We start from the raw sequence: 26,916 nt of genomic DNA, 5'->3' as shown, positions 1-26,916 counted from the left end.
GGCTGTACAGAGGATGGTGGGGGTCTCGAACTTCGACCACCTCCGGAAATGATTCGTCAGATTCACTATTAGGGACATTCCTCAATCCCCTCGCTGGAGGGCATCGACTGGCGGATGCCGCAACAGACCTGGCGACCGCAGGCGGCCGGCTGATCGCTGGGATTTGAATCGGTGGCCCGATCAGCGGTTCGGACAGAGACCGCGTGTTGTGATTCTCTGGTCGGCGGTGGGCGCTGATGATTCTCTTCCCGGCGAGGTGACTACCCTGCAGGCGATGCTGCGCGCCGAGCGAGCGGCCCGGTCGGCCGCGGAGGCCGAGGCCAGGCGGGGACCTTGCTGATCGAGAAGCTCAAAGAGCGGATCTCGTTCCTTTATTGGCCATCCGCGTGCATAATTCTGCCACCTACTTATGATTTGAAGCAACTCAGAAACTACGTAGCAGAGAGCTGACTTGTCCCACAAAATAGAGCGAATGTTCAGGTCGAATTGCTCGTTAGCGGTCGTGCTTTGGTTATCGTTTGCTGGCAATTTGTTCGCGCAAGGACTCACAACAGCCGATCTTGGTGACCGAAAGCATCACGATGCTAGTGGTAGGGCCTGTCTGGAAGCAACCGGAGTTGCTCAGCCCCTCACTTCAAATCCAAAGATATTCACGCATATTGTCACTTTAGAGAATCGCTGCGCCGACTTCATCAAGGTGCGCGTCTGCTATCATGGATCTGATACGTGTTCAGGCGTCGAAGTTCCGCCACGTTCGCGTAAGGAGCAAATGATCGGCGTATTGGCTATGCAGCAATTTCGCTACGACGTGAAAGAGCAATTTTGAGGCGAGCTGATTTGCTTCCCATGGCAAGGTCGACTTCCAGCCCGGCGGGCGAATGAGAGGACCACGACTATACACGGGCGCGCCGATGGTACCATCCGAACGCGCTGGAAGCAGGGTCCTGCAGGCCAATCGGGTAAGGGTATTCGGTGCGTTCAGGGTTCTCTCGGAACCGATTCTGTGCTATGTTTGGAAATGTTGCTTGGGAAGGCTTCCCGGACGCGGATATCGAAGCGCACGAGTGGAATTCTGTTGTATGGCAGTGTCTGCGAGCTTTCTCGGGGCAATTGGCGCAGGCTTCCTTTCATTCGGGTCCATCAGCTGAAGTTGAGGACGAGCCTGCCGAGACGACGGACTAACCTACAACCTGGGTTTTTGACATTATGAGACGACATGGTCATTGCGGTAAGCCGACCAGAAGGGGGGCGGAAGGTAGGGCTGGCAAGAGGACCCGTGCCAGCCACCGAAGTCGATCAGCGCGGCGGGCCGTGTTCTACCGAAGCGAGCATCTGAACTTGTCGCATCCGAATCAGTCGTAGCCATAGCGCCAATGCTCCAAGTCCCTCATCTCAAGCCTACTTCCGAATACCGTTCTTCGCCGATCGAAATGGTGTCGACCGCGAAGCTGCTGGATGCAATTCTCAGCCTTACGCGGAGAAGGCTTGGGATTCTTGTTTTGATTTTTTCTGTGAGCGTGATTTGCGGCGTCATCTATCTGTACACTTCGCCGCCAAAGTTCCTGGCGCAGGCGGAGTTGCTCATCGACACCAAAAAAACGCAGCTCTTTCAGCAGCAATCTATAACCAGCGACTATTCCATGGATTCGGCTGCGGTCGACAGCCAGATCCAGGTGTTGATGTCCGAAAACATCGCTGCGGCTGTGATAAAGGATCTTCACCTTACCGCTGATCCCGAATTTGTCACCTCCAAGCCTGGGATACTTGGACGCCTGCTTGGCCTTTTTTCACCGGCTGCTCCTGTTTCAGAGTTGGCGCTTCAGCAGCGGGCGTACGGCTATTTTCGCGGCGGCCTTGTCGCGAGAAGAATAGGCCTGACCTACGTTATCCAGGTTGGATTTCTATCCCTCAGTCCAGGGCGCGCTGCTCAAATCGCCAATGCGACGGCGGATGCTTATATCAACGACCAGCTCGAAGCCAAGTATCAAGCCACACGCAGGGCAAGTACCTGGTTACAAGAGAGAATCCAGGAGTTGCGCCAGCAGGCATCGACGGCCGAACGAGCCGTGCTGGATTTCAAGAAGCAAAATAATATCGTCGACACCGGTGGTCGACTGATGAGCGAGCAGCAGCTCGCTGAACTAAACAGCCAACTCGTTCTCGCTCGTGCAAACGCGGCTGAGGCTAATGCACGCCTCAATCGAATTAGCGAAATCACCAAGAATGATGTTTCAAATATAGACAATGTGTTGCGTTCGCCGGATCCCGCTGTTGCCGACGTCCTTCACAGTGAAGTCATCAATAAGCTCCGCAGCGAATATCTCGACACCGCAAATAAGCAATCGACTTTTGAGACGCGACTTGGTCGTGACCATTTGGTGGTTATCGGCTTGCGCAACCAAATGTATCAGATTCGGAAGTCGATTTTTGATGAGCTGAAACGTATTCAAGAGACCTACAAGAGTGATCTGCAAATCGCGGTTGCCCGCGAACAAAGCATTGAAAAGAGCCTGGCGGATTCGATTTCACAAAATCAAATGACCAATCAAGCGCAGATTTCCCTGAAGGATCTTGATGCCAAGGCCCAGACTTTTCGGGCTATGCACGATAATTTTGTTCAACGCTACATGGAGTCTCTTCAGCAGCAATCGTTTCCATATACGGAAGCGCGTGTAATTACCCATGCCGAGGTGCCGGGATCGAATAGTACGCCGAATTCCAAATTGGTAATAGCGGTGGCCTCGGTGGGTGGATTGGTGCTGGCCTTCGGTATCGCGTTGTTGATCGATGCTTCGGAACGTGGATTTCGTACGCCTGATCAGGTTGAAACTGAATTGAGGGCGAGCTGTTTGGCGATTGTCCCAGCGATCAAATCAGAAGCAGCACCGGGAGCGGTTCAAAACGGAAAGTTGGAACGGGACAGTTCAAGGCAGATTAATCGAACCGGATTGCTGTCCAGCGTGGTCTCAAACCCGTTCTCTAGGTTCGCCGAAGCATTTCGAGCCATTAAAGTCAGTATTGATTTGTTTTCTCTAGGCAAAGCTGTCTCGGCAAAAGCAATCGGAATTACATCGACCAACCCCGCAGAGGGAAAATCAACGGTAGCTGCGAACCTCGCGCGACTGATATCGCATGCAGGTGGGAAAGCAATCCTGCTGGATTGTGATCTACGGAACCCATCATTGAGCCGTTCACTGGCTCCGGGGGCTGAAATTGGATTGCTTGAAGTGCTTTCGGGAAAGCGGCTGCTGAAGGACGTCGTTTGGACTGACCCGATGACGTCACTAGCCTTTGTACCGATGGTTGCGCAGACTCGCTTATCCCACACAAATGAAATTTTGGCCTCCGCTGGAATGAAGAAGCTTATCGAGGCCCTCCGCGAAATCTATGATTATATTTTGATTGATCTGCCGCCTCTCAACCCTGTGGTAGATGTTCGTTCCACCAATCAAATTGTTGATTCATATTTGTTTGTTATCGAATGGGGGCAGACCAGCTTTGATGCCGTGGAGCACGCATTGTCATCTGCGCCGCTGGTTTATGAGAATCTGTTAGGTGTGATTCTCAACAAGGCAGATTTGGAGGCGATGCGCAATTACTCACGCAACGCTGGTGACATTTATAGCAATGAATATCATGAACGGTACGGATTTAACGATTAAAGGCATTTCCGAGATTAAAGGCATTTCCGATAGGTCTTGGATCGTTCCTACTGAAGCGCGCCTCAAAGCTTTAAGTTTACATCACCGAGTTTCTCGCTTGGTTGCAAAAGGACGCCGTAATAGAAGTCCAGGAGCGCGTTTTTTGTGCCCTGCGTGCTCAAACCATAAGATCCACCCGTCAGCGCAGTCAGAAAAAGCCTAAGTCGCGCGATAAGCTTATTATCCTTGTAGATTGATGCCCTTGGAAGATAGGAACGCTCGAACATCCTGTATAAGCTTAAGTGTTTTGCCAGACTGGGATCATCGCATGGTTTCTCGCGCTGACTAATTTCTTCCAACACTTTCAATTTGCTTCTGCTCGCAAGCCCCCTGCCCAGCAAGTGTTGATGTAAAAAGCTCCTTTTAGCTTGCGCTAACTGAGGTCGTCCAAGCAGCGTATCTTTTACAACCGTAAGATTACCTCTGATGCCGCCATCTATCGTTAGAGAGCTGCTGGGAGCGCCATAAAGATTGGCGCCGTGCTGTCGATAGCTAAGAAGCGGCCGCGATACGTGCTGGAGCGAATTGAAGGAATGAGCGAGGAATAAATACCATTGATCGTGTGCCATGCGTTCGGCGGGATTGAGGTGATCAATCGACAATTCCCAAAGTCCTGAATATTTCAATAGCTTGCGTCTAAAAACGATAGTTAAACCGCGAATATTGGTCCACGGATCGACTGACTCGGGGCACAAGTCAGGAGCCATGTCGGCTATCGGGTTTCCATTCGCATCGATGAGGCGAAAATCGTGGAAAACCAAATCCACATTGGCCATGTCAAAATATTCCAGAAGGGTCGAGAGTTTGTCACGATCCCAAATGTCGTCTTGGTCGCAAAATGCAATGAGGTCCCCCGAGCAACGGCTCGCGCACCTCATAAAATTCTCTCTATAATTAAGTCTGGTGCTGTTAGCGTGAACGAGCACGGGAAATGGTGCTGTTCGCGCAAAGTCTGCAATTACATCGAGTGTCTTGTCATTAGAACCATCGTCCGTCACGACAAGCTCGGACGGCAAATGAATTTGCTCCGCTAGGCTCTCAAGTTGTTTGCGGACAAACTTTTCGCCATTATACGTCGCCATGGCGATGGAAATCGTAGTCATTCCAGATTCTCCTGGCCTTGTCCGCTCAAGAGAGTACCGATGGTGACGTCATCTTGAAAGTTCGCACAGCTGCGTTGGTCGCTGTCGATCTTATGCCATTTAACCAACTGCGTGCAATGTGCGATCGGGAGGAAGACCTGATTTCACCACAGTCGGAACCACTCACCGGCCCTTAAGGCGAGGGTTGCGCTAGCCGCAGTCAAAGGCGATCGAACCATCGCCGAGCTGGCCGGGGGATTTCAACGTTCACCCCAATTAGATCAGGATCAACAACAAGGCACGCAAGGGTTCTGGTGTGGGCAGCCGGTGCACTGGTTTCATGAAGAGAAGGTACGGATCGTCGGGGAGATTGTGTCGAGCGGCAATTCGGTCTGTGAAGTCGCTCGGCGCCAAGGTTTGTCGCCGCAGCAATTGTTCCGACGGCGGGCCGATTACGAGATGCGGAAGTACTGCTTCTGCGGTATCGGTTGGGCCCGTGTTCGTACCCGCTGGTGTTCGGGGATGCACGAGCCTATGCCTGTTCGCTAAGCGGCTCGAGGACAGTATCTAGCGTTGGCCGATGCGCTGGAGCCGTGGCTTCGGGCAAGGCTCGCGCTGATCACCAGAAGAGCAAATTGGCGATCCGCTATGCTTTGACGATGGGAAGGACTCAGCTCTTCATCAACGACAGCAGCATCGATTTTGGCAACAATATGGTCGAAAGGTCCATCCGCCCGATCGCATTGACCCGAAAGAATGCGTTGTTCGCGGCCTCGCTGGCGGAGCCTAGCAGAGAGCAACAATCGCGTTGCTGATCAAGACCAGCAATATCAACGACGTCAATCATCTCGACCACCTTACCGACGTCATTACTAGGATCGTGAATGGTCAGCGCGCTGCTGTAACGGTCAAGCCGTTTCTTCAACTGGGTACCATTGAACCCAAGCGCGCGGCATGGAAGTATGGGTGCTATAAAATACCCTCCCCCGAAGAGAGCAGGCCCCATGCTTCGTGCCGTCAAGGATACGCTTCGCGACGCTTTTCCCGGACTCTGGGTCAAATATCACGAATACAAGCGCTCATATGTTGAGCCGGAAGTCGCCATGTTGCCTCGCGTCCTGCCGAGTTGCCGGACGGCCATCGACGTCGGCGCAAATATCGGCGTGTATACGCGAGCGTTAGCCGGTATCGCCAATAGGGTGCATTCGTTCGAACCTCACCCGACTGCTAGTCGGATCCTTCGTCACACCTGCCCGAAGAACGTCACGGTACATCAAACGGCGCTATCCGATCGAGTCGGCAGCGGCACGCTGAGCGCTCCAGCTGCCACCGATGGCCGGATCACCCACGGCCTCGCCTCGCTTGAAGAGCGTCCGGATGCGGGTGATCTGCAAAAACTCTCGGTTCCAACCTCGACCGTTGACAGCTTCGAATTTCCCGACGTCGATTTCGTCAAGATCGACGTCGAAGGTCACGAGCTCAAGGTGTTGGACGGCGCGGTGAGCACCATCGGCCGAGATCGGCCGACCTTTCTGATCGAATGCGAGGACAAATATAACAAGGGTGGCGTCCAGCGCATGTTTCAATTCTTCACCGAGCGGGGCTACGCCGGGCGCTTCATTTATCAGGGAGAGGTGCTGGATGCCGACCGGTTCGAACTCGCCAAGCATCAAGGCGAGTGGGGCCATAACTACGTCTACAATTTCTTTTTCTTCCCCGGCCGGCCGCTGATCTAAATCGAGAGTGACGCGGCATCAAATAGCTAAGCCCGGCTGCGTTGGCTGACGGCGAACGCCGCCGCCATGGATCGAGTTCGGGCCTTGATTGCGCTTAATGCGAAGGTGCGGGATCAGGTTGTTAAAGTTCGTGTTGATATCGAGGTAGAGCTGCCGGTAGAACTTCCCGGAAGAATGCTGCCGGGCGTAGGTCCTATATGATCTGATGTGCTTGATCAGCATCCTGGATGCCGGCGTCGGTGAACTCGGCAAACGTCTCGTGCAACCAGATGACCGGGCGCGGCAGCGACGCCGAGAAACCGGGTCGAGGTTGCAAGGTCCCAAAACAGGCTGCTCATGCGATGTGCATGGAGATCCGGTCGGCGACGCGCTGCTTGCGAACAGCCAGAGCGCCCGCTGACGGCGAGAGCGACGCTGGCAAAGCCGAGCCACAGCGTGGCAATTTGCCAATCGTTCAGCGCGCCTACGCCGCCGAGCCCGAACATCGACGCGCCGCCGGTCAGCCAAACGGCCCCGCGTACAATCGCGGTGGCCAATATGCCGACGGGCCTGTCTGCCGGCAGGAAGCGATCTACGCGCGTGATGGCGTCGATCTCGACCGATCGCTGATGGCACAATGGATGGGCAAGGTCGGCTTCGAATCTTCGAATTGCAGCCGCTGGCCGACTATGTGCTGGAGAAGATCAAGCAGCGCGACGGGTCTTCGCCGAGGAGACGATCCTGCCAACACACGCCCCTGGACCCGGCTTGTCGCAAAGGGCCTGGCTGTGGGACTATGCGCGCGACGATCGGCCATTTTTCGGCATCGGCCACCTATGGTCGCCTATCGCTTTGAGGACAGCTGGGGCGGCGAATGCGTCGAGTGACATCTGGCCGGCTTTACCGGCATCCTGCAGGTCCACGGCTAAGCCGCCTACAATCGGCTCGCCAGGTCAGCGGGTGCCAATGAGGGCGTGACGCTGGCAGCGTGCTTTGCCCACGTCAGGAGACGGTTCTGCGAGCTTCACATCAACGAGTCACCGCCATGGCCGGGCTATGGGAGATCGAGGCTGACATCCCGGCCAGGATCCTGAGATGCGGGTGAAAGCGCGCCAGGAAAAGTCCGCCGTGATCGTCGCCGCGCTGTTCGATCGGTGGGACAAGGAGACGCCGCGCCGGTCGGGCAAATCCAAACTCGCCGAGGCAATCCGCTGTGCCACATCCAGACGCGCCGCCCTCGAGCGCTTTCTAGCTAGCCGACGGCCGTATCGAGATCGACTTCAACACCGTCGAGCGGGTAATCCGGCAATCCGGCCGCAAGCCATCACAAGAAAAAAAGCGCTCTTTGCGGGCAGCCATGGCGGCGGGGCCGGACTAGGCGACCATCGCCACGCTTCTGCAGACCGCGAAGATGAACGACGTCGATCCGTACGCCTGGCTCACGCAAACTCTCGAACGGTTCGCGCAGGCTGGCCGATCTCTCAGATCGATGCTCTTATGCCCTGGCACTTCAAAGCCTGGACGGCTCAGCTTGGCGCTTACCGTCAATCCGGTCAGCGAAATCGATCCTCAACACATTGGGAAATGAGGTGGCGATCCAGCAGGATTGGGCTGAAGTTAAGCCGACGGCGGCGAGCACGTCGTTGATGTGGTTGAGATAGTTGAGGCGCATCCGGTGGCCGTCCTTGAGATGGCCGATCATGGGCTCGACAGCGGCGGGGCGCCGCATCTCGCGGTGGATTGATTTGGTGACGCTGCGGACTAACACACTCGAATTTTGGCGGAATCCATTACCGAGCGCGGACCTTAGGCTTGGTGCGTTAGTCTAGTTTATCCACGGTGAGCGCCCGTCTGGTCCGGCTACCTTCCGTGCATCACAGAATATACCATAAGGCCTCGAACGAGCGACGCCCAAGACACCGGTTTTCGGTTGGCCCAACGTATAACGGCCGAGTTGATAAGATCAGACAGCCGCGTTAGGCCTCACAAGCTGCCGATTCAGACCTAAACTTCGGACGCGCCTTGTAGTAGCCAAAGATACCGAGGGAAAGCAGTGCCAACGTGAACAATGAGAAGGAAGCTGGAAGAGGAACCGGCGAAACCGAAAGACTGAGAAAATTCGTAGCATTGGTCGAGAACGAAAAAGTATAATTACCAGCCGCTCCAGAAAACACCTCGCTTATCGAGCCCGTCAGCGGGGAAATAATCGTATTGGCCCCACTTACGGTCGAAGAAGTGAATGGCTGGAAAGGGCCAGCATTCGTCGCAAATAGGTTTGGAGCGCTGCCAGGACTGCCCAGTTCAAGCGACAGGTTAGTGATACTGAACGCATCCGAGCTGGAGTAGGAAAGAACGAATGTTTCTGGACCACCCGTCAGAGTCACAGGGTATACGATTGATGAAAAGGCAGATGCCTGACCAATAGACCCGATCAAAACCGTCACAGCACCCAACAATTTGAGTAACTTACGCATGCGACTGCTCCAAAAAGTTGGCATTGATCTCGTTAGCTACTCTCGCGGCCAAACCACCTATAGAAATATCCCGCAATGCGGCGAGAGAGTCAAGGAATTGTTAACAAATAAATATCAATGATTTCAATTGATTACATGCTGGAGATTTTCTTTTTGGGTCATTTAGTTGCGCGCAGGGGACTTTGTTACGCGTGGGGACGAAAACTCGGAATCATCCTGGGTACGCCCGGGGACGAAAGTATGTAAAATTCCACTTACATCGATGATCAGCTTTTCTGCCGCCGCATCTGCAGCGCCCTCATCCCCGCGAGAGACGGTAGCCACAATACGTATGAGGGCTCCATCTGTCCTGTTATCTACCAGAGCGTCTCTTAGGGCGTAATATTTGAGCGCGCCCTCTTCCGCGATGTGACGGCCTCGCTCCTCGAACCAATAGTAGACAATTTGCTTGACGCCTTGCTTCTCAATAACCACGCGATTTGCGGTTATTGCTCCGCCGTTGGTGGAATCGAAGGTGAGAATTGACTGGCCTAAGATGTTCCATCCCCCGCCTGGAATGCAAAGCTGCGGACTGTGCGCATGTACCCCAGACCGTTGCGATGCATAGTAGGCGATGTAGAAATTTAAGGGGACCTCGCGGCCCGACGGGTTGGTATAATCTGCAAGCAAATAATCAGTCAGCCCCAGAACGTTGAGAGACCCGTTATCAAGAGGTTGGGGGATTCCGCGCCAGCCCTTGAATTCCATAGGGAACAGCGCCAGTGGCAGGCGTTGGGGAACAGCTTCGGTCCGTCCAGGGAAAGTCGCGACGACGGTTGTACCAATCAGTAGGATAGCACCTGCCGCTAGCGACGCACTTGAAATAGGCCACGACATCAATCGCTCGACGGTAGTGCGATCGAAAGTCACTAAATCAAAAATCAAAAAGCGCCCGCGACGGCCGCCGACTCCTAGTAAAAACCAAACCTCTAGAAACAACAAGACAATGCAGAGGAAGAAAATCGTGAAGCCTTCGAAGGCATGCGCCGGGCCGGTCACAGTATCGATGTTAAAGCGATCGAGCAGGACAGCAATCGTCGCAATGCGGAAAGCGTTCAAGACGATGGCTATTGGAGCACTGGAAAGCACAATCAAAGCTTTTTTCCAGAACTGGTCTTCAACCAGCATGGAAATCAGACATGCAAAACTCAGCAAGGGAAACAGGTAACGAAGACCGTTACACGCTTCCGCGACCTCCAGTTTTGCAGTCCCCAGATTTATGATGTTTCCGTCAAGTGAGGCCGGCACCTGAAAAAACGAAATCAAAGTGATCCCGAGTTTTGATGCTAAGAGCTGCATATCGGCAGATATTGTAAGGTAAATGGCCAGCGGTAACGGGACCATAAAAAACAGATACGCCAGGGGAGCGGCCAAGGTCCTCATCGCTCGTGTTCCGACAGAGGACCATACAAATCCGATAATCCCTACGATAGCCCCGTAGATACAAGCAAGGTAACTGCCCGTCGCCCAAGCGAAAAGCATGGTAACAACGGATAAAATAGCTACTAGAATCCCTGGCGTTCTGCTGCCCCCTGTGCGGACAGAACGGAAGCGCTGAATGAATATGAGCGATGCCAGCGGCATGATAAACCAGGCATGGCTATATTCCTGTTGGTTCCAGATGACCAAGAGGGGGTCTAGTGAGCGCCACACACCCGGAATCTCACCAACGCATATAAGAAGCGCGAATAATCCGCCTAGATTTTGCCAATTGCTTCGAAGGTGAACTGCTTTCATGAAATTTTCCCGGCAAACACACTAAAACAATGAACTCTACTGCGTGGCCATGCGGTCGGGTCGGTGTGCCTCGTCCTAATAACCGTTCGCTTTTCTTATGCGGGTTTGCCTCTAAAATGCTTACGGTGATTAATCTCCAAGGTCTCGAGAACTTCACTTTAGCATGTGGCCTTCTTTGAAAACGGAAAAAATCGTGAAATTCTATCTCACAGTTATTATTTGCGCCAATCTTGTCGGCTTAACGGCATGCGAAAAGAAGGCTGAAACGGCCAAGCAACCCTCCTTCTCTCTAACGGCCGCCCAAAAACTATATCAAGAGGGTCAATTCCAATCGGCGCGGAACGAGATTGGAGGTTTACTCAAGGTCGATCCAAAATCGAGTAATGCGCATTTTCTTGCGGGTCGCATCGCCGAGAGTTTGGGAGATTTTCAAACGGCCGTTAGCGAGTATGTCGTTGCCGATGCGACCGGACCAGGCTCCAATGAAGCTCGACATGCCGCCGCTGCCTTGTTGCTTCGGCTCCATGCCTACCAGCAAGCAGACGAATGGATCGCCAGATGTCTTTCTAATCGGCCGAACGATAAAGCCATGAAGTCCTATCGGTCTCTTTTGGAGGAACGATTGGGCAATAATCGAAAGGCGCGCGCCGACGCGGAGGCCATCTTGGCGGAGAACAAAGGGGATGTAATTGCGAACGCGGTCCTTGCTGAAGAGGCTCTTCGCAGAAAAGATCCCGCTTACGCTTTGATCGTCATCGAGGCCGGGCTGTCCACGGACCCGTCAGACAAGGCCCTTTTACAACTGAAGGCCGAAGCATTCTCGCAGCAGGGCGCACCGGAAAAAGCGATCGAGATTTACGAGGCCCTTATTTCAGCTAACCCCACAGCGCCGGACTACCGCTTAGCACTTGCCGAACTTCTCGCGAAGACCGCGGGAGTTGCAGCGGGAGAGCAAATACTCCGGACTGGCGTTGAGGCGACGCCGGGTAACATCGACATGCATATGAAACTAATTTCATTTCTTGCCCGGCATCGAGACAGGAAAACCGTCGTCGATGAACTACTTTTTGCGATCACTGCAGCACCGGAAATGACTGTTTACGATATCGCGCTGGCAGAAGTTTACGCACGAGACAGCGGGTTCGACGCCGCGGCAAAGGTCCTACACGTGGCGATTGATCGGACGAAACCAGGCGTCCCCCATGCAGCTGCGCAATTGGCGCTCGTGCGGCTTCTGATTGCACATAACGATATTGCGGCTGCCCGGCCCATTTTGGAAGCTATGGTCAAGGCAAATCCAACCGACGACGAAGTGCTTACGGTGCGCGGCCAACTGTTGCTAAGAGATAAGAATCCGAACGGCGCCATTCAAGATTTTCTCGCTATCGCCGCCCGGCAACCCAGCAATGCCGCGGTGTTTGCTTCCCTTGCTGAGGCATACCTGCAGAACGACCGACGTACTGAAGCTATCTCCGCACTCCGGCGTGTCCTCAGCTTGAGTCCATCCGACCTCGGAGCTCTCCGCCGGATTGCAGACGTTCAGATCAGCACGGGCGACGTCTTGGGCGCCCGTCGTACCGTCGACGATTTTCTGGAACGTAACCCGGAATCGATCGAGGGACGCGTAATTCAGATCCGACTTGCAATTAGGAGCAAGGATTGGACGGCTGCCGAGGTGGCGCTCGCGGGACTTCATCGGGTTGTTGGATCGGAGCCAGCTGCCACCCTTGCGGAAGCAGAGATCAAGGAGGCGCAAGGCCAATTCTTGGAGGCCGCTAATCTCTATCGGCGGCTCATCGCTTGGAAAGATGATGGTCCGATGGATATGTCGGCCGCTTTCGCATTCGCACGGACGTCAATCGCTGGGGGACAAAGTTCCCAAGCCCAAGACGTTCTTGGGCGCCTCACTGTAAAGGTACCGCCAGCTGATCGTGGGCCCTACGACTTGATCCTTGCAACGCTCTATGATGCGAGCGGTCAGTCAAACGAGGCCCAAGCGCTAATCGAAAGCGCGATTAAACTCGCGCCCGCAATACCGGCCCCATATCTACAGGCAGCCGCCCTTGCGGGTAAAAAAGATAAGGACAAAGCTTTCGCCGCTCTCGATCGCGGGATGACCGCCGGGGCACCGAAGGAGCCACTCCTTCTGGCGCGCGCAGGACTACAGAGCTCTAACGGACAGATTGAGGATGCGATCGCGACTTATCGCGAACTATTGCGCATCAACCCTGGATCCGCCATTGCCGCCAACGAACTTACTAACCTATTGGCGGACCAAAAACCATTGGACAAGAACTCGTTACGACAGGCGGCCGAACTCTTGCAGAAGAATGCGCTCTTTAAAAATCAGGCGATTCTGGATTCACTTGCCTGGTCGGACTACCGTTTGGGAAATTTTGAAAAAGCAAAAGAATTATTGAACCTGGCCAACGCCGATCAGTCGTCGAACCCGCAATTGCGTTTTCATTATGGAGCCGTCTTAGTTGCGCTAGGCGAAGACAAAAGGGGACAGGAAATCATTCGAAGTACGCTCAAGGATACCTATCCGGGTCGAAACGAAGCTGAAGCGATCGTCAGAAATTAACTTGGAAGAGCGCGCTGGTTGCTGTGGGGCGGCCAGTTAGCAGTGTCGAGAGGCAGATTCACACCAAAATGGACATCATCAAAGCGTCAAACTTGCTTTCTCCGAGTTCAGCTCCGACTAATATTCTCAGTCTGTGAAAGAAAAAATGCTTGCGTTGAAAAGTACGGATGATCTTCCGCTCGCGCTCGCCCAATGATCCACTAAAGCGCTCGGAGAACGCAGCAACATTGCTATTGACCGTTTGTGCCTGCTCCAGGAAAGGTCCTAGACGACCAAGGAGAACTGTCCGCGGAGCCACAACTAATCGACGAATTTTTGAAACAATTTTCTTTTTATTCTGGGCCTTTAGTTGAGCGCCGATGGCGTTATTTGCGTGTTGGCGATAACAAACCAGCGGCCTCGCAAGAAAAGTGATCGTGCCGAATGAGGCCGCCGTGATTGCGAACCACCAATCGTGCATTTTGAAGGTGCGAGGGACGGGCATACCTAATTCAAGAAGAGGCCTATTGACGAGCATGGCGCATCCGGGAATGTGATTGCTGATTATAAAATCTTCGATCCGGCCGCACGCCGAAGATCTTTTACCGCAGAAGAAAGATGCTGAGATCATTTTCAGCTTTTCATCTGTGATTTCCAGATCGCAAAAAATAAGCCTCGGCTCTTTGATGTCGCCACTTCTCATCATCTCAGCCATCAACAAGAGCTTATCCGGATGCCAAACGTCGTCCTGATCTGCAAATGCAACAAAATTCCCAGTTGCCATCATCGTCGCGCGTGAAAAGTTAAGTGACGGCCCTACGTTTGATTCCTGTTGTGAAATCGAAATGTTTAGCATGCCCCGAAAGCTCTCGATGATTGCAATCGTCTTGTCCGTCGAACAATCGTCGGATACGACGACATCGAAATCGCGATATGATTGAGCGACCAAAGAGTCCAGAAATTCTGCGATGTATTCTTCGCCATTGTAGGTCGCTAATACGACAGTGGTTTCCGGCATTATCGGTCATTCGATGAATTGGAGGACATCTTTAGGTTTCAAACCTAGTTATCGTCATTGGTGCACCCTCAATCTTAGAAATCCTCTAAGTGTCTGCCGGGGCTAGACCAACTCGTGAATGATAAAGAGCTCGATAATGGCATCGGCAGTCACGCCGGCTGCCGGAGAATTTTGCGCAGCTTTCGATTTAGACGCCGCACTGGGTGGGTGCACGCCGTGATTAACCGGAACAGCAGTTGCTCAAAGTGCCAGTTCAATGGAACCGACCGCTGTGAACGGGGGGCTCTGCGCTGCAATAAGAATCGGACCTCCGGCCAATAAAGCATAGGCTGGTCCGTCATTTCCATCCACCGCTTCATTCTGAACCGTCCGCGCTTCGCCAAATCGCTTTCGATCAGCGGGAACAAACTGGGCTCCGTTTCGCAGACCACCTCTCGTAATTGGTGGATGTTGGTCACGCGGACAGGATTTTGACGTACAAGTTCAATTTTTATAAACGGTATGCCGTGCTGGATGAGCTCCTTCCACAGGATATGCGAATAATTAAACGCGTGCCTTGACGCAAACCCGGTAAGATTCCGACTGGAAAAGCTGGCATGATACGTCAGATTGTCTTTCATAAGCCGCTGCGTCAAACCGATTTCATAGGATTTGATAAGATCAAACTTGGTGGCGGTCGCCATCATCGGAAACTTCATCAACTCCACAAAAGCGGCCGAATTATATGCCTTCGGACGAAGCAGGATAAACCAGCTCTGCAGGTGCGTATCCAGCTCACCGGATTCAACGGCACCGTAGAAGTCGGCCTGGGTCGAACAGAGGCGCTCTATATAAGCCGCGAGATCGCCGACCGACGCGTAGACACTATCATTCGCAAGCAACAACAGCTCGGCTTTAATCGGGAAATACCGCTCGACGGCGGTTATCCAGCTTCCGAAATCAAGCCCCTCGTTCTTCCGTAGGACGACTTCGACGCAAATCCCCGACAGCTTCTCGATTTCGGACGGCGGCAAGAGCGACGTCGAGACAAGAACAATTGAAAATCCGGCATTCTTGATTGCGGTCAGGTAGAAAATGACGTGGTCCGCAATTATAGCGTTCTCATGATAATGCGCAAAGAAGCAGACTCGTTTTGCGGTTTGGATTGACTGTCTGATATCGTCGTCAACAGCCATTGTTTTTTTTCCAACTGCAAGCAGCGAGGACCCAGGTTGGGTGGGACGCTCGACCTAACGAACGGCGCGAAACCAAATGGTCACCAAGCCACCGCTGACACATTGAGCTACGCCTGGCTGAGTGCGGAGCGAGTGCTACTTTACTTTTCATGCGAGAGGAACTCGGCGTGCCAGAACTTCAGAATAAAGCCTTCGGTAACGATCTATCATAGCGGGGCGCGAGAACAAGGCGTGAGCGCGTTGACGGTTTGCCGCGCCAAGCCTACTCAACTGGTCCGGTGCGCTAAGCAGCTCCAAAATCAGATTGGCAAGAGCTTTCTCATCTCCCACATCTACAAGTGTGTCATTGGAACCAAGTATCTCCGGCAATGCGCCAACGTCATAACCTGCAATCGGAAGTCCCATACTCATTGCGAACGGCGACACTTGCCCGAAACTTTCATTGTGCACCGGCGCGACGAATAAATTCATTCGCTCGTACCACTTCGGCAAATCAGCATAACTTACCATTCCGACGAAGTGGATCCGGTCACCTAAGCCCTCCTGCTCAACGCGGTGTCGAAAGTAGTTCGACAAACCCCCCTCGCCGACGATAATGGAGCGTGTTGATGTTCGAGCTCTTGCTACAAGAATGAAGGGCTCAATCGAGCGCGCACTCAGTTTGTCATTGTCCAATCGATAAACCATTCCGATGGTATCTAAGAATCCTCGGTCCTCCGTCTGCTCAAAATGAGTAAAATCGGAGCCTGGGTAAATAACCTCAGAGGGAACTGCTCCCTCGTCAAAATTGGAGCGCACGAATTCGCTGACAAACACGTTACAGCGGATTGGGTCGCCCCTCATGGGTTTGGTCGGGACGTTTACGTTTTGGATGACGGGGAGATCAAGTTCCGCGCAAATTGCGAGCACACTCGCATACCATACGCCCGTGGCGTCGAAACGGTTTTCGGCGCGCGACCAGTAATGAATGTGAACGAGGTCGGGGCGGTGCCCTTTCAAAAGAGAGCGAACCTCCTCCAGCTGGGTAGTATCGAACGCCCGGACGTCCACAGGTTGGTATGGCAATCTGGGGGGTAAAAAGGGGACAATTACCTCCTGCCGATATGAGTCCGACATTAGCTCGATAAGATCGACAATCAGTTGCGTCGATCCTCCTACGGAAAAGTTGCCATTGAAGTGAACGACTCGCCTATCCGCGGTTGATGGATTATTGCGAAGAAGATAAGGCGCGCGTTGCTCGGATCCGTCGAAGCTCTTCAACCAAGCGTTGACGCGTTGGTGATGTCGCAGAGCGCGGTTTGAAACCTTTAGGGCTGCTTTCTTCCAAATATTCCTGGCTCGCATCGTCAATCACGTCCCCGGCGATGAAAGCAATTGAAACATGATTGCAGCGGTTCGGAAAGAGTAATATCCGCGTCGGCTTTGCTTCCCGCTGTCATCGTCTAGAGCAAGGTCATAAAGTGACGCGAGGATCTGGCGATTTGCGGCGCAAGGTCACGCGGGAGGTGCAAAGTGTAACTGAGCCCTAGGCGGACGGCCTTCCCGGTTCTAACGCTACTCAAGGTGAGCGCGAACTTGGCACGAGCGCGTAAGCCTTGCTTTGGCCGACGGATATTAAACCGTCCGGCTAGCGTAACCAGACGTCGGTTTCCAATGAAATGGACATCATTGCGACCGACGTCCGAGAATGGTCAAGCCCCTGCGCGCTACCGGAGAGCAGCGCATCAAAAGGTTTGCTGCAAGGGAACGAATCTCCTCGAACAGCGGGTGTCGAAGCCACGCGAGTGTTACAAGCCAAAATATTGCACCCATTGCCACGCTTGCAGACACTAGCGGCAGCGGCGTGTGTGCGTCCCAACCAGTCCAAACCATCAAAACGAACGCCGGAAAAATGGCGGCAAATGTAATTCCTATGGTTTCCGCCGTTGCGTGCATGAGATCATTGGGTTCCGCTTCAATGAGTCGATCGATCTGTTTCCCGTAGAGTACAATCGAGAAGATGGCATCAACAATGGAAGCGACGGCCGCGCCAACCAGACCGAACAAACATCCAATCGCGCGATTGAACAGGCTGACTACCGAACGAACGAATTCCAGGGCGGTCTGCACCTTTAGCTGATCGCGGATGACAAACAGCTCCCAATTCATGGCAAAGCGCAGCGCGATGAAATGCGCTACCATGAGGAGCGAGAGCGGAAGCGCCGCACCGAGCCATTTCTCACCATAAAGCAGCAGTATCGCAGGTTTGGACAGCACCGCCAGCCCTAGCAAAACTGGTCCCATGAAGCCAGCGATGACTCTTAGCCATTTCAAGAATGGCTCGCGTAGTTTCCCGTGCTCGCGATAGTCTTGCGACAGCTTAACGAACACGACGCGCGTTATCGTGCCGTACATGTTGGAAAAGATCATGGTTGCGAGGTTGCTTGCTCGCCCAAACAATCCAAGCGCCGGCAATCCTAACATATGCCCGAGGATTATGTCAGACAGCCGAGCGGCTAGGGCCGATATCCCCCCGATCGACATCATCTGCATACCAAAGGCGAGCATCGGGCGCCACGCCACGATCGAGAAACGGATCGCGAAATGTCGTCTTCCGAGGATGGCGAGCCCGATAGAACTGATGAGTGCGCCGATCACCCCTCCATAGGCCTGACTCATATAGCTTGCGCCGAAATAAGCAGCTGTCACGGTCGTACCGGTTGTGAAAATCGTTGCCGTCAGACCGACGATTGATATCGAGCGAAATTCTATCTCCCGCTGCAGCATCACTGACGGTCGAAAGTTGAGGATCGACAAGAGCGGTATGATGGACAGCAGCTGAAGCACCGGCGCCACCGCCGAATCGCTTAGAAAGCGGGCACCAATATGGCTTATGCTGTAAATTCCAGCAGCTAATGCAATCGAGATCAGCGCGTTGAGCGTGAATGCGCTGTCGACTGTCTCATCATCGAGCTGCACCGCGCGGATCACATATTCGCCAACACCAAAGGATGCAAAGATTTGGAGAACGCCCATCGTCGCAAGCGAAACAGCGTATATTCCCATCTCGCGGGGAGATAACAGTCGCGCCACTATGACCGAGCCGCTAAAGGCGACTAGGAAAGACACTATCTGCGTGGAAGCCGACCAATAGAACGCCTTTCTAATCATCGCGTCTCTATAGCACGCTTCGCGACCGTTAGGCCATCGCCTTGCAGCGATGAGTGGCTACGGAGCCGATTGTGACTAGGTGGGTGCGTGGTACCAAAAAGCCGCGAAAGTCCATTGTTCTTGCGCTGAATGTACTTTTGCTGCCGGCCCAAGATCATGTGATTCAAAAACGACTTTATGGAGGAAATATCAAGGGTGGTGGCCGGTCGGACCACGTCTACCCTCTTCTGCCGGGGTACCCCCACCGGCGTGACGCGCTACAATGTGCCTTGAAGGACCGAAGATCGTAAGAGGTCGGCGCTGAGTATTCTCGTGCCGTCTGTAAGAGCAAGTCATCGTTTTCAGAGGGCCGGAACCGTGGTTGACTATCGGAAACTAGTGTAATGAGCAGAGAGCCACTAGTTGCTTGTACCATCAGAAGTGTGTGGGTTCGATTGTGCGAAAGGATTGAGCACGACATGGGCGACTTTCCTGTGCAGCACCGAAAGCAGACAACGATATCGGTCGCCCTTCTTGAAAAGTCTCGTCGGGACGCAGCGCGTAATTTGGCTCGAATGAGCTACAGGGGCGCTGCGCTTCATTTCCTTAGGTTTTTTTTGTCATTGCTTGGCCGCCGGTTCAGTAATGGCATTGCCAAATTGTTACCAACAAATACTAGCGAATTGCTTTTTGACAAATTTGCGGTCGTACTCAGCGTTTTTGCAGGGAGTCCCTCCACGTCTCCCGGAGCGAGCAGTGTGCTGATCGTGTCACATGACTTAAGTACGAGCGGAGCGCCAAAGATTGTTTACGAGATGGCTCGCATCTTGATAGCTGCCGACCATAACGTAACGGTTGTGTCCCCGCTTGATGGGCCGTTTCGTCCCCTTTTACAGCAGGCTGGTGCGACGGTCGTGATTGATAGTGAGGCCCTTGAAGGATCGGCGCTGGTAAAAAATATAGCCTCTGCGGCAGATTTGGCCATCTGCAACACTATAGTGACGCACTCTGTAGTAAAGTTGATAGGCAGTTTGCTGCCAACCTTTTGGTACCTTCACGAGATTTCGCTCGTTCGCGATCTCCTTGATCGTGATCCCGATGTTCGAGCAACGCTTCATTCAGCGAAGCAAATCTGGGCAGGCAGCGAGCCTTCGGCTGAGTTAGTCCGACGATATCGATCCGATGTAGACGTGTTAGGCTACGGCTTGGAACAAATAGTCGGACACGCGCGCCCTTTACCAACGAAAAATAGCCGATTGAATGTGGCGGTGTTTGGCTCGTTTGAGCCACGCAAGGGGCAGGATCTGGCCTTAGAGGCAATTAGCGCTCTAACGACGCATTACCGCTCACAATTGCGTGTCAAATTTTTCGGACGGATTTTGTTCAAGGATTTTTACCAGGACCTTGTAAAAAGGGCTGCTGTGTTGCCGGAAGTTGAATTGCATGGGGAGCTAGCGCAGGACGCATACGCGTCCGAACTGTTGGCGGCGGATGCCATTTTGGTATCGTCACGCGACGATACTCTACCACTTGTCTCACTTGACGCCCTCGGCAGTGGACGGATACTTCTCTGTACCCGGACCACAGGTACTTCTTCTTTTATCACACATGGTGTAAGCGGTTTTATCGCCGATAGCGCCGATGCAGCATCGATCGCGACTGTGCTTAGGGAAGTGATTGATCACAGGTCGATGTGGCAAAAGATTGGAGCTGCAGGGCAAGAAGTGTTTCTAAGGAATTTTTCTCGCGCGGCATTTGCGAAGGAACTGATCTCTCGCCTAAGTCTCTCGGATAGCTATTCTGGAGTCGCCGAAACATGACGAATGTCGCCGGTATCAACTGCCTAGTGCTCGGCGGGGGAGGGTTTATCGGGACAAACCTTTGCAATGAACTAGTGAGACGCGGGGCCCTTGTCCGGGGTTATGGACGCTTGTCGAAATATTCCTCCTCTCGGAGAGATATCACGTGGTTCCAGGCTGAGTTTAATGACCGCGTTTCGTTAGCTCGAGCGATCGAAGGCACCGAAATCATTTTCCACTTGATCGGCGGTAGTGTCCCGGAGAGCTCGAATAAGGATCCAATTGCCGATTTAGCTTCTAGCGTAATCCCGACGCTTCATTTACTCGAGATTTGCCGAAACTCCAGTGTGCGCAAAATCGTGTTCATTTCTTCAGGCGGCACTGTGTACGGCCCGGCCGCGCCAACGCCCACACCTGAGACGGCAGCCACCGATCCTGCATCCGCTTACGGTATAAGCAAACTTTCAATCGAAAAGTATTTCGGTCTCTACAATCATCTTTACAATATCGATTACTGTGTTCTTCGGGTCGCCAATCCTTATGGCCCCTTCCAGGATCCTAATCGGCGACAGGGCGTAATATCAGCGCTTATGACTCGCGCCATGCTCAAGCAGGATCTTGAGATATGGGGAAGCGGCGAAATTATTAGGGACTTCATATATGTAGATGATGCCGTTGAGGCGATAATCGCTGCTAGTGCTTACGGAGGTCCCTGCAAAACCTTTAACGTAGGTTCTGGAAGGGGACGGTCGATAAATCAGGTGGTTGAGGATGTGATCCGAGTTGTGAAGATGCCTGGGATAAAAGTGATTCATAGAGCCGGGCGAGCCACGGACGTCCCCGTAAGCGTTCTTGACATCGGTCTGATCAGACAGGAGCTCGGCTGGAATCCGCAAACTGATTGGATGAAGGGACTTGAAGCGGCGGCTGATTGGATTCGCGGCAGTTACATTTAGTTCCTAAAATCGACCCACTGCGTTCCCATGTCTTGCTGGCTTCTGTTGCGGGCGGTTCGGAAACATGAAGCATGCGACGTGCGCATGGGCGCTGCTCGACATTGAAAGATGGCTGACAGCGCCGATGGCGCAAGAGATGGAACGATAATCGAGCGAAGCCGCGGTACCGCACAAGGTCCGCACAAGGGGATGCGCCAGCAACGAACCTTGTTCTCATCAGGCAACGATACTGCAAAGGCGATTAACCTCCTGCGCGACCGCTGGAGGGCATTTATGCGCTTCCTGGACGATGGCCGCGTCTGCCTCTCGAACAACGCTGCCGAACGAGCGTTACGCGGTGTGGCCATCGGACCATCGGAAGACGAAAATGGACCTTCGCCGGTTCAGATGCTGGCGGCAAATCGTGCCGGCACCCATCTATACGGTACGCATCCGAGCAAGGCCGCCTGGTGAAAAGTTCGGCTGCGTAGCTGACTGTCCTTATGAACGTGCATAAGGACAGTGGAGTGCTGAGCCGCATCGAAGTGGTGGAGACCGGTCGCCGGCGCCGCTGGACGAGTGCTGAGAAGCTCAGAATCGTAGAGGAGAGCTTTGCGGGGCCGCGACTGGTTTCGGCGACCGCTCGCCGGTACAGGATCTCACGTCAGCTCCTATTGAATTGGCGCAAGGCTTTGGCTTGCACTCATCGAGCTGGAGAGGGTTCGATCGACCCGACATTCGTCCCTGCGATAGTTGTGCCGAGCACGCCCCCAACGACGGCAGCTGTCGAGGCGGGCTAGATCGAAATTGTAAGCCCGAAAGGGCTGCGTGTGGTCTTCGGTCCCAGAGCGGACGTCGAGGCCGTGGTTCGAATTGCTCGCGGACTGGAGCGCCGATGATCCCGATCCCGACGGGCGTGCGGGCGTGGCTGGCGACCGGCTACACGGATATGCGCAGAGGATTTCATCGTTGGCGTCTATACGCTGATCGAAACCTGCTAGATGAACGATGTCGATCCAGAGGCTTGGCTCGCTGAAGTGCTGGCAAGGCTTGCAGATCACCCGTAACAGAGCTGCCGACCCGCTCCCGTGGAATTGGAAGGCAACCCAAGAGTGCAAAGCGGCTGCTGCCTGAGCCGTGGCAGACCGCCGCGCCTATCCGGGTGTGGGCCGGATGCGTACCGTGAGATTACGTTGAATTGAGCTAGCGCGCTGTCAACAGCGTCTCACCCGGATTAACGTAAAGCTATTCGCCAATTTGAACAATCGCATCGAGCAAAATGGAGGCCACGCTTCTGGCGAACGGTGCCGATATATGCTCTCTATCCAAGTAAGCAGGAATGCCGCCGACTACTGGAGAGCATCTTTTCGAATAGCACAGTATATCATTCAACCCTACTAACATGAGGGCCTTCTTGTTTATTTTCGCCACCGCTTTGGCGTAGGCGTTAGGCTCATCTTCAACTGGTTGATCAAATTCGCACTTCTTTATAAGGCCGTGACTAAGGGCAACGCAGTTAGCGAAATAAATTGGCAGAGATGGAATGTCATCAATCACGATGATCTTCTTTCCCGCGTCCAGAAATTTATTCCAAACGTTCACATAGCCGGAGCCATCGTCGGCCAACCAATTTCCATCTGCTCCTAGGCGCTGATGCACGAAAAGGTTACCTGACGTGACAACATATTTTATTTTCGCATCAGAAGCGATCCGATCGATCGCTTCGCGCCTCCATTGTGCGCATGAGGCTCGTTCACCGACAGGCATGTGAACGGCAAAAACATCGTCTGATGACGTGGGCGGGCATGCGGACGCTGTGTACATGTCGATTCGCAGACTCTTCTGCTCGGCGAACATTGCAATCCCAGCCGCCCACATGCCTGCATGGGAGTCGCCGAAAAGAGCAACACGAGCGCGCTCTTTTCCTTCCTTGGTTCCGAAAGAGCAGGGATGTACTCTCTCGTCCAGTCGTTCATTTTGACAGGTTGTTCCATTGGGGACGAGGTTAATCTGATTGCTCCAAGCCTGGAACAGGTAGTGTGGGTCGTCCAGTTCGTGGAGGTTGCCGCAGTTCTCGCCCGAAATTGCGGCATTCCCACCGAAGCACTTATCAGGATTGAGTGAGAGCCGATATAGTTTCTCTGCCGCGTTTGCTCCCATTTTCAATCGCTGATTCGAAAAAGCGGTGGCCGTGAAGGCTAATATGCAGGAAAGAAAGACTAAGGAAGCCAAGCCGCGCGAGTGGCTGCGCAGCGGGATCGGTGCATGTAATCTAATCGGATCTTCGACTCCGGCTTTTGTTATGAATGCGGCTGCGACTGATACCCCGACGAGCAGCAATCGCATGAAAGCGCTTAAAGAAGGCAAACCGAGCACGTACGGAGCTGCGACAAGAAGCGGCCAGTGCCACAGATAAAGTGAGTAAGAAACATCTCCCAATCTCTGTACGACTGAGGAAGAAATTAGTCGCCAAAGGAGCTTTGGCTTAAGGTAATCTCCAGCCCAAATAACCGCACAAGTGGCCAGGCAAGGGACGACAGCGGCCCAGCCTGGCACTTGCGATTGCGGGGTAAGCCAAAACGACGAAAAAACGATGCCGCCCCACCCTAGAATGGATAGCAACGACGCAAAGAGAGGGAAGTACGAGCCGCGCGTTGCTACTTGAGACGTCATCGCGCCTAGTCCGAATTCCCATGCCCGCGCCCTCAGGTCGAAATAATTTCCATCCTCCATCTTCAGTCCGACCGTAATTGCCCACGCAAAAGAAATAAACGTGATGACTGCAGCGGTGGCTATAAATGCTTTTCGACGGTGACTCGGCCGATTTCTCCTGCCGGCGACGAGCGCTGTCACCACCACGATCAATGGCCAGATTAAGTAGAACTGTTCCTCGACAGAAAGTGACCAATAATGAAGGACGATGGACGCCTCTGTATGATCGGCAAAATAATGCGTGTCTGTCAGAATAAGCCGCCAATTAAGCGCATACAGGCTGGCTGTAGCTACGTCGCGCAAAGACGAGGCTTGCGTCGTAACAGGAAGCCAGATTAGCGTCAAAAGGAGCGAAAAGGCCAAAACTAAGAGGGCTGCGGGCAAGAGGCGTCTTGCTCTGCCCGAATAGAAGCGAGTGAAGGAAAAGTGGTCCACCTCGATATCGGCGATGATCTTGCCCGTAATCAAGAAGCCGGAAACGACAAAGAAGATATCCACGCCAATGAAGCCGCCTGTTAGGCGAGACGGGAAATAGTGATTCAATACAACGACGCTGACGGCTAAGGCCCGTAGCGCCTGTACGGATTTGACTAATGATCCGCCCTGAGTCGCTGATCCGGCGTTCTTCAGCACCACCTAAACACCAGCCCGATCAGAAGGGGCGTAGCCCTGACAAAGATCACTGCAAATATCCGAAACAATCGCGTCCTGTTTGCGTTTGTGCGATTGCAGCTGACAACACTATTTGAGCGAGTATTTGAGTCAACCTGGTGGCAAAAAATGCCCGGTATCAGGCCAACGTGACAATAGCTCTCGACAGCCTTTGGGGGCATCCTGACGCCGTCTACTTAACTTGGCGTCCGGCGACTTCACGCGCTCTTAAACCAAGGCTACGAGTTGTCGGGTGGTCTAGGCGATCTAGCGGAATGTAGGAGCGCTGTTTGGTCGAATGGAGGCTGACTCGAGCCGTTGAGATGACGGTGCGTGTCGCGGTCGAAAATGCTCGTTAGGAAAATCAATTAGAACCGACTAACGACTAACCGTCGACCGATGGAAAGTGTCGCAGACGGTGTGGCAACAGGACGGGTGAGATTTCAGGTCTGCAATGCAGACGAGTACCGAGGGCAACGAAGCACTCAATTCCCATCACGTGCTCCCGGCGCGTGCGGCGATCTCAAGGCATACAATCTGTCGCCTAGCCGCCTCAGCGATGCATGCCCTACAAGCTAACAGCTTAAGCGCTAATCGCAATTGGCCGGAAATGCGGCAAAGGGCGGCTCGCGATATTGGCCGTTAAGCTGGCACGGTCCGGCTGATTAAAAACACCAGCGGCGCGACAACCCACACACAAAGTCGGTGAGAACTTCATCAAAACAGCTTAAAATACCCGCAGGCTTGAGCTGGCCTTGTTTGTCTAAGCAAATCTCCGCGTCAATAAGTGGAGCCTCTGCCGGGGTTAGGCCGCCGTAGCCGAGCTGCGGCGGGTTGAAGTAGGCTTGGTCCGGGATCATGTCGTCGAGACTCGAATGGCCTTCGTCTGTTGTGAAAGTCGAGATACCGGCCAATGTCGTGCCTCGCCGACGGTTTCGTGTGCGCGCAGATAGACACACTGCTTCACAGCCGCTCAACGAACACGTTGTCCCGCCAGGCCCCATTGCCGTCCATGTGAAGGCAGCCCCTGTGAACTGCGAGCCCCGATCGGTGTTGAAGATGTCCCAAAGCATCTTCCAGTGTCTCGCCGCAGAAGGCTGCTTCCATCGGGATCGAGAACCGCCAGGACAGAACACGGCACGACGGCGAGATAGACGAAGCCGTGCGCATCGGGATAAAGGTGATGTCCATAACCCAGACCTTGCTGGGATTTGATATTACGCAAGGAAAGAGTTGGTATGATGCGCAAGCAGCTGTACCAAAGCGAAATCCAGAGCGGGCGTTGCCTCGTGCGTAGCCTCCGAGACGACCGGGGCGCCGCGCGAGTCCTCGTGTATGTCGGCAAAAAGACTCTCCATGCTTACCGCGTCTTTGGCTCCGCTCGATAAAACCGGCGGGTCGTAGACAACAGTTCCGCCATGGCCATCGCTCGCAAACTTAAAGTTGGCCTGCGAGTAATTCCCAATAAAATGAAGATCTATTGTACTCGCTCCGTTGTTCACGGCGAGTAAGCCCGTGGAAGTACTGTAAGTAGAAGAGGATTGAATTGCGTTGCTGTAAGTTAGGTTTACCAGATCGATTTGATCTGAACCCGCTAAGGTGCCGTCTCCCGTGAAGCCGGAGATTTGTCCGTTGAACGACGCCGGGGCGTCCAGTTTCAATGTACCGGTCGAGCTGATGAATGTCACCGATCCGGGGCTCGTCGCATCCAATTCGAGCGTGGCGCCTGCGTGGACGGCAAGCCCGATCACGCCGTCGCCGTTGAGGTCCTGATGGAAGCCGAGCTCATAGGACTCGAACGTGGCGCTGGCTCCCGATAATGCCGGGGTACTTCCAAGGTAGTTACCGTTGCCGTCGACAGTCCAAACCGAATACTGGTCGGCGCCCGGGACTTTCAAGGCAACCTCATATCCGGTTGCCGTCTGCACCACAGCGAACGGCGTCCATCCGCCAAACTGGCCCGCCACCACCGCCGGGCCGCCATATTTTAACTCTGGACCAGAGCCGCTGCTGACGCTGTTGAGGTAGAAATTATTGCCAACCTCGACCAGACTGGTCGAGCCGTTGGTATCGATCACGGTCGTGATAGGGCCGATCACGCCGTCGCCGTTGAGGTCCTGATGGAAGCCGAGCTCATAGGACTCGAACGTGGCGCTGGCTCCCGATAATGCCGGGGTACTTCCAAG

At 53.7% G+C, this 26,916-nt stretch carries 17 protein-coding genes and 5 pseudogenes; 11 read left to right on the top strand and 11 right to left on the bottom strand.

The window, feature by feature from the left end; genetic code table 11:
• Nucleotides 1-1,373: 1,373 nt before the first annotated feature.
• The gene (locus tag M2427_RS40965; protein ID WP_280712401.1) at nt 1,374-3,662 is read left to right on the top strand and encodes a polysaccharide biosynthesis tyrosine autokinase; all 2,289 of its coding nucleotides are present in this window, start codon (nt 1,374-1,376) and stop codon (nt 3,660-3,662) included.
• A 62-nt stretch (nt 3,663-3,724) separates the two neighbouring features.
• Here M2427_RS40965 and M2427_RS40960 read toward each other — a convergent pair whose 3' ends face one another.
• Nucleotides 3,725-4,804: a glycosyltransferase gene (locus tag M2427_RS40960; protein WP_280712400.1), complete on the bottom strand. Its 1,080-nt coding sequence runs from the start codon at nt 4,802-4,804 to the stop codon at nt 3,725-3,727.
• Between the two features lie 306 nt (nt 4,805-5,110).
• Here M2427_RS40960 and M2427_RS40955 point away from each other — a divergent pair, with 306 nt between their 5' ends.
• From M2427_RS40955 to M2427_RS40940, 4 genes and pseudogenes are all read left to right on the top strand, one after another.
• Nucleotides 5,111-5,332: a transposase gene (locus M2427_RS40955; protein WP_280712399.1), complete on the top strand. Its 222-nt coding sequence runs from the start codon at nt 5,111-5,113 to the stop codon at nt 5,330-5,332.
• 110 nt (nt 5,333-5,442) lie between these two features.
• Nucleotides 5,443-5,598, top strand: coding sequence for a transposase (locus M2427_RS40950; protein ID WP_280712404.1), 156 nt, complete (start codon nt 5,443-5,445; stop codon nt 5,596-5,598).
• Nucleotides 5,599-5,787: 189 nt separating this feature from the next.
• Complete coding sequence (locus M2427_RS40945) at nt 5,788-6,519, top strand: FkbM family methyltransferase (RefSeq protein WP_280712398.1); 732 nt, start codon at nt 5,788-5,790, stop codon at nt 6,517-6,519.
• 533 nt (nt 6,520-7,052) lie between these two features.
• Nucleotides 7,053-8,013: pseudogene (locus M2427_RS40940) on the top strand (IS66 family transposase); the annotation flags it as partial.
• A gap of 106 nt (nt 8,014-8,119) precedes the next feature.
• Here the strand turns inward: M2427_RS40940 and M2427_RS40935 are convergent.
• The 3 genes and pseudogenes from M2427_RS40935 to xrtD form a co-directional block, all read right to left on the bottom strand.
• Nucleotides 8,120-8,260: pseudogene (locus M2427_RS40935) on the bottom strand (IS5/IS1182 family transposase); the annotation flags it as partial.
• Between the two features lie 214 nt (nt 8,261-8,474).
• On the bottom strand, nt 8,475-8,972 hold the full coding sequence (locus tag M2427_RS40930) for a hypothetical protein (RefSeq protein ID WP_280712397.1): 498 nt from the start codon (nt 8,970-8,972) through the stop codon (nt 8,475-8,477).
• Nucleotides 8,973-9,134: 162 nt separating this feature from the next.
• Complete coding sequence (gene xrtD, locus M2427_RS40925) at nt 9,135-10,748, bottom strand: VPLPA-CTERM-specific exosortase XrtD (RefSeq protein WP_280712396.1); 1,614 nt, start codon at nt 10,746-10,748, stop codon at nt 9,135-9,137.
• Between the two features lie 193 nt (nt 10,749-10,941).
• On the opposite strand from xrtD, the gene M2427_RS40920 reads away from it, so the two are divergent.
• Nucleotides 10,942-13,332, top strand: coding sequence for a tetratricopeptide repeat protein (locus tag M2427_RS40920; RefSeq protein ID WP_280712395.1), 2,391 nt, complete (start codon nt 10,942-10,944; stop codon nt 13,330-13,332).
• 58 nt (nt 13,333-13,390) lie between these two features.
• Here the strand turns inward: M2427_RS40920 and M2427_RS40915 are convergent, their stop codons facing one another.
• From M2427_RS40915 to M2427_RS40900, 4 genes are all read right to left on the bottom strand, one after another.
• Complete coding sequence (locus M2427_RS40915; protein WP_280712394.1) at nt 13,391-14,329, bottom strand: glycosyltransferase family 2 protein; 939 nt, start codon at nt 14,327-14,329, stop codon at nt 13,391-13,393.
• Nucleotides 14,330-14,478: 149 nt separating this feature from the next.
• On the bottom strand, nt 14,479-15,504 hold the full coding sequence (locus M2427_RS40910; RefSeq protein ID WP_280712393.1) for a rhamnan synthesis F family protein: 1,026 nt from the start codon (nt 15,502-15,504) through the stop codon (nt 14,479-14,481).
• A 147-nt stretch (nt 15,505-15,651) separates the two neighbouring features.
• Nucleotides 15,652-16,848: a glycosyltransferase family 4 protein gene (locus tag M2427_RS40905; RefSeq protein WP_280712403.1), complete on the bottom strand. Its 1,197-nt coding sequence runs from the start codon at nt 16,846-16,848 to the stop codon at nt 15,652-15,654.
• A gap of 321 nt (nt 16,849-17,169) precedes the next feature.
• A complete protein-coding gene (locus M2427_RS40900; RefSeq protein WP_280712392.1) occupies nt 17,170-18,654 on the bottom strand; it encodes an oligosaccharide flippase family protein in 1,485 nt (494 codons plus the stop codon).
• A 458-nt stretch (nt 18,655-19,112) separates the two neighbouring features.
• Here M2427_RS40900 and M2427_RS40895 point away from each other — a divergent pair, with 458 nt between their 5' ends.
• The 5 genes and pseudogenes from M2427_RS40895 to M2427_RS40875 all read left to right on the top strand — a co-directional run.
• On the top strand, nt 19,113-20,453 hold the full coding sequence (locus tag M2427_RS40895; RefSeq protein ID WP_280712391.1) for a glycosyltransferase family 4 protein: 1,341 nt from the start codon (nt 19,113-19,115) through the stop codon (nt 20,451-20,453).
• Nucleotides 20,450-21,388 (top strand): NAD-dependent epimerase/dehydratase family protein, encoded by a 939-nt coding sequence (locus M2427_RS40890; protein ID WP_280712390.1) that lies wholly within the window; start codon nt 20,450-20,452, stop codon nt 21,386-21,388. The genes M2427_RS40895 and M2427_RS40890 overlap by 4 nt, the downstream gene beginning before the upstream one ends.
• A 189-nt stretch (nt 21,389-21,577) precedes the next feature.
• Nucleotides 21,578-21,789: pseudogene (locus M2427_RS40885) on the top strand (transposase); the annotation flags it as partial.
• An 81-nt stretch (nt 21,790-21,870) separates the two neighbouring features.
• Complete coding sequence (locus M2427_RS40880) at nt 21,871-22,167, top strand: transposase (protein ID WP_280712389.1); 297 nt, start codon at nt 21,871-21,873, stop codon at nt 22,165-22,167.
• A gap of 174 nt (nt 22,168-22,341) precedes the next feature.
• Nucleotides 22,342-22,501 (top strand): annotated as a pseudogene (locus M2427_RS40875) (transposase domain-containing protein); the annotation flags it as partial.
• Between the two features lie 111 nt (nt 22,502-22,612).
• On the opposite strand, the gene M2427_RS40870 reads toward M2427_RS40875, so the two are convergent.
• The 3 genes and pseudogenes from M2427_RS40870 to M2427_RS40860 all read right to left on the bottom strand — a co-directional run bounded on the left by M2427_RS40870 (nt 22,613) and on the right by M2427_RS40860 (nt 26,808).
• The gene (locus M2427_RS40870; RefSeq protein ID WP_280712388.1) at nt 22,613-24,712 is read right to left on the bottom strand and encodes an acyltransferase family protein; all 2,100 of its coding nucleotides are present in this window, start codon (nt 24,710-24,712) and stop codon (nt 22,613-22,615) included.
• 848 nt (nt 24,713-25,560) lie between these two features.
• Nucleotides 25,561-25,969, bottom strand: a pseudogene (locus M2427_RS40865) (IS3 family transposase); the annotation flags it as partial.
• Nucleotides 25,948-26,808: a hypothetical protein gene (locus tag M2427_RS40860; RefSeq protein ID WP_280712402.1), complete on the bottom strand. Its 861-nt coding sequence runs from the start codon at nt 26,806-26,808 to the stop codon at nt 25,948-25,950. The gene M2427_RS40860 and the pseudogene M2427_RS40865, both read right to left, overlap by 22 nt.
• Nucleotides 26,809-26,916: the final 108 nt, after the last annotated feature.

This window comes from Bradyrhizobium sp. BR13661, from assembly GCF_029892425.1.
Taxonomy (GTDB): domain Bacteria; phylum Pseudomonadota; class Alphaproteobacteria; order Rhizobiales; family Xanthobacteraceae; genus Bradyrhizobium.
The sequence above is the reverse complement of the archived record's forward strand: the minus strand, read 5'-3'. Positions and strand labels throughout refer to the sequence as shown.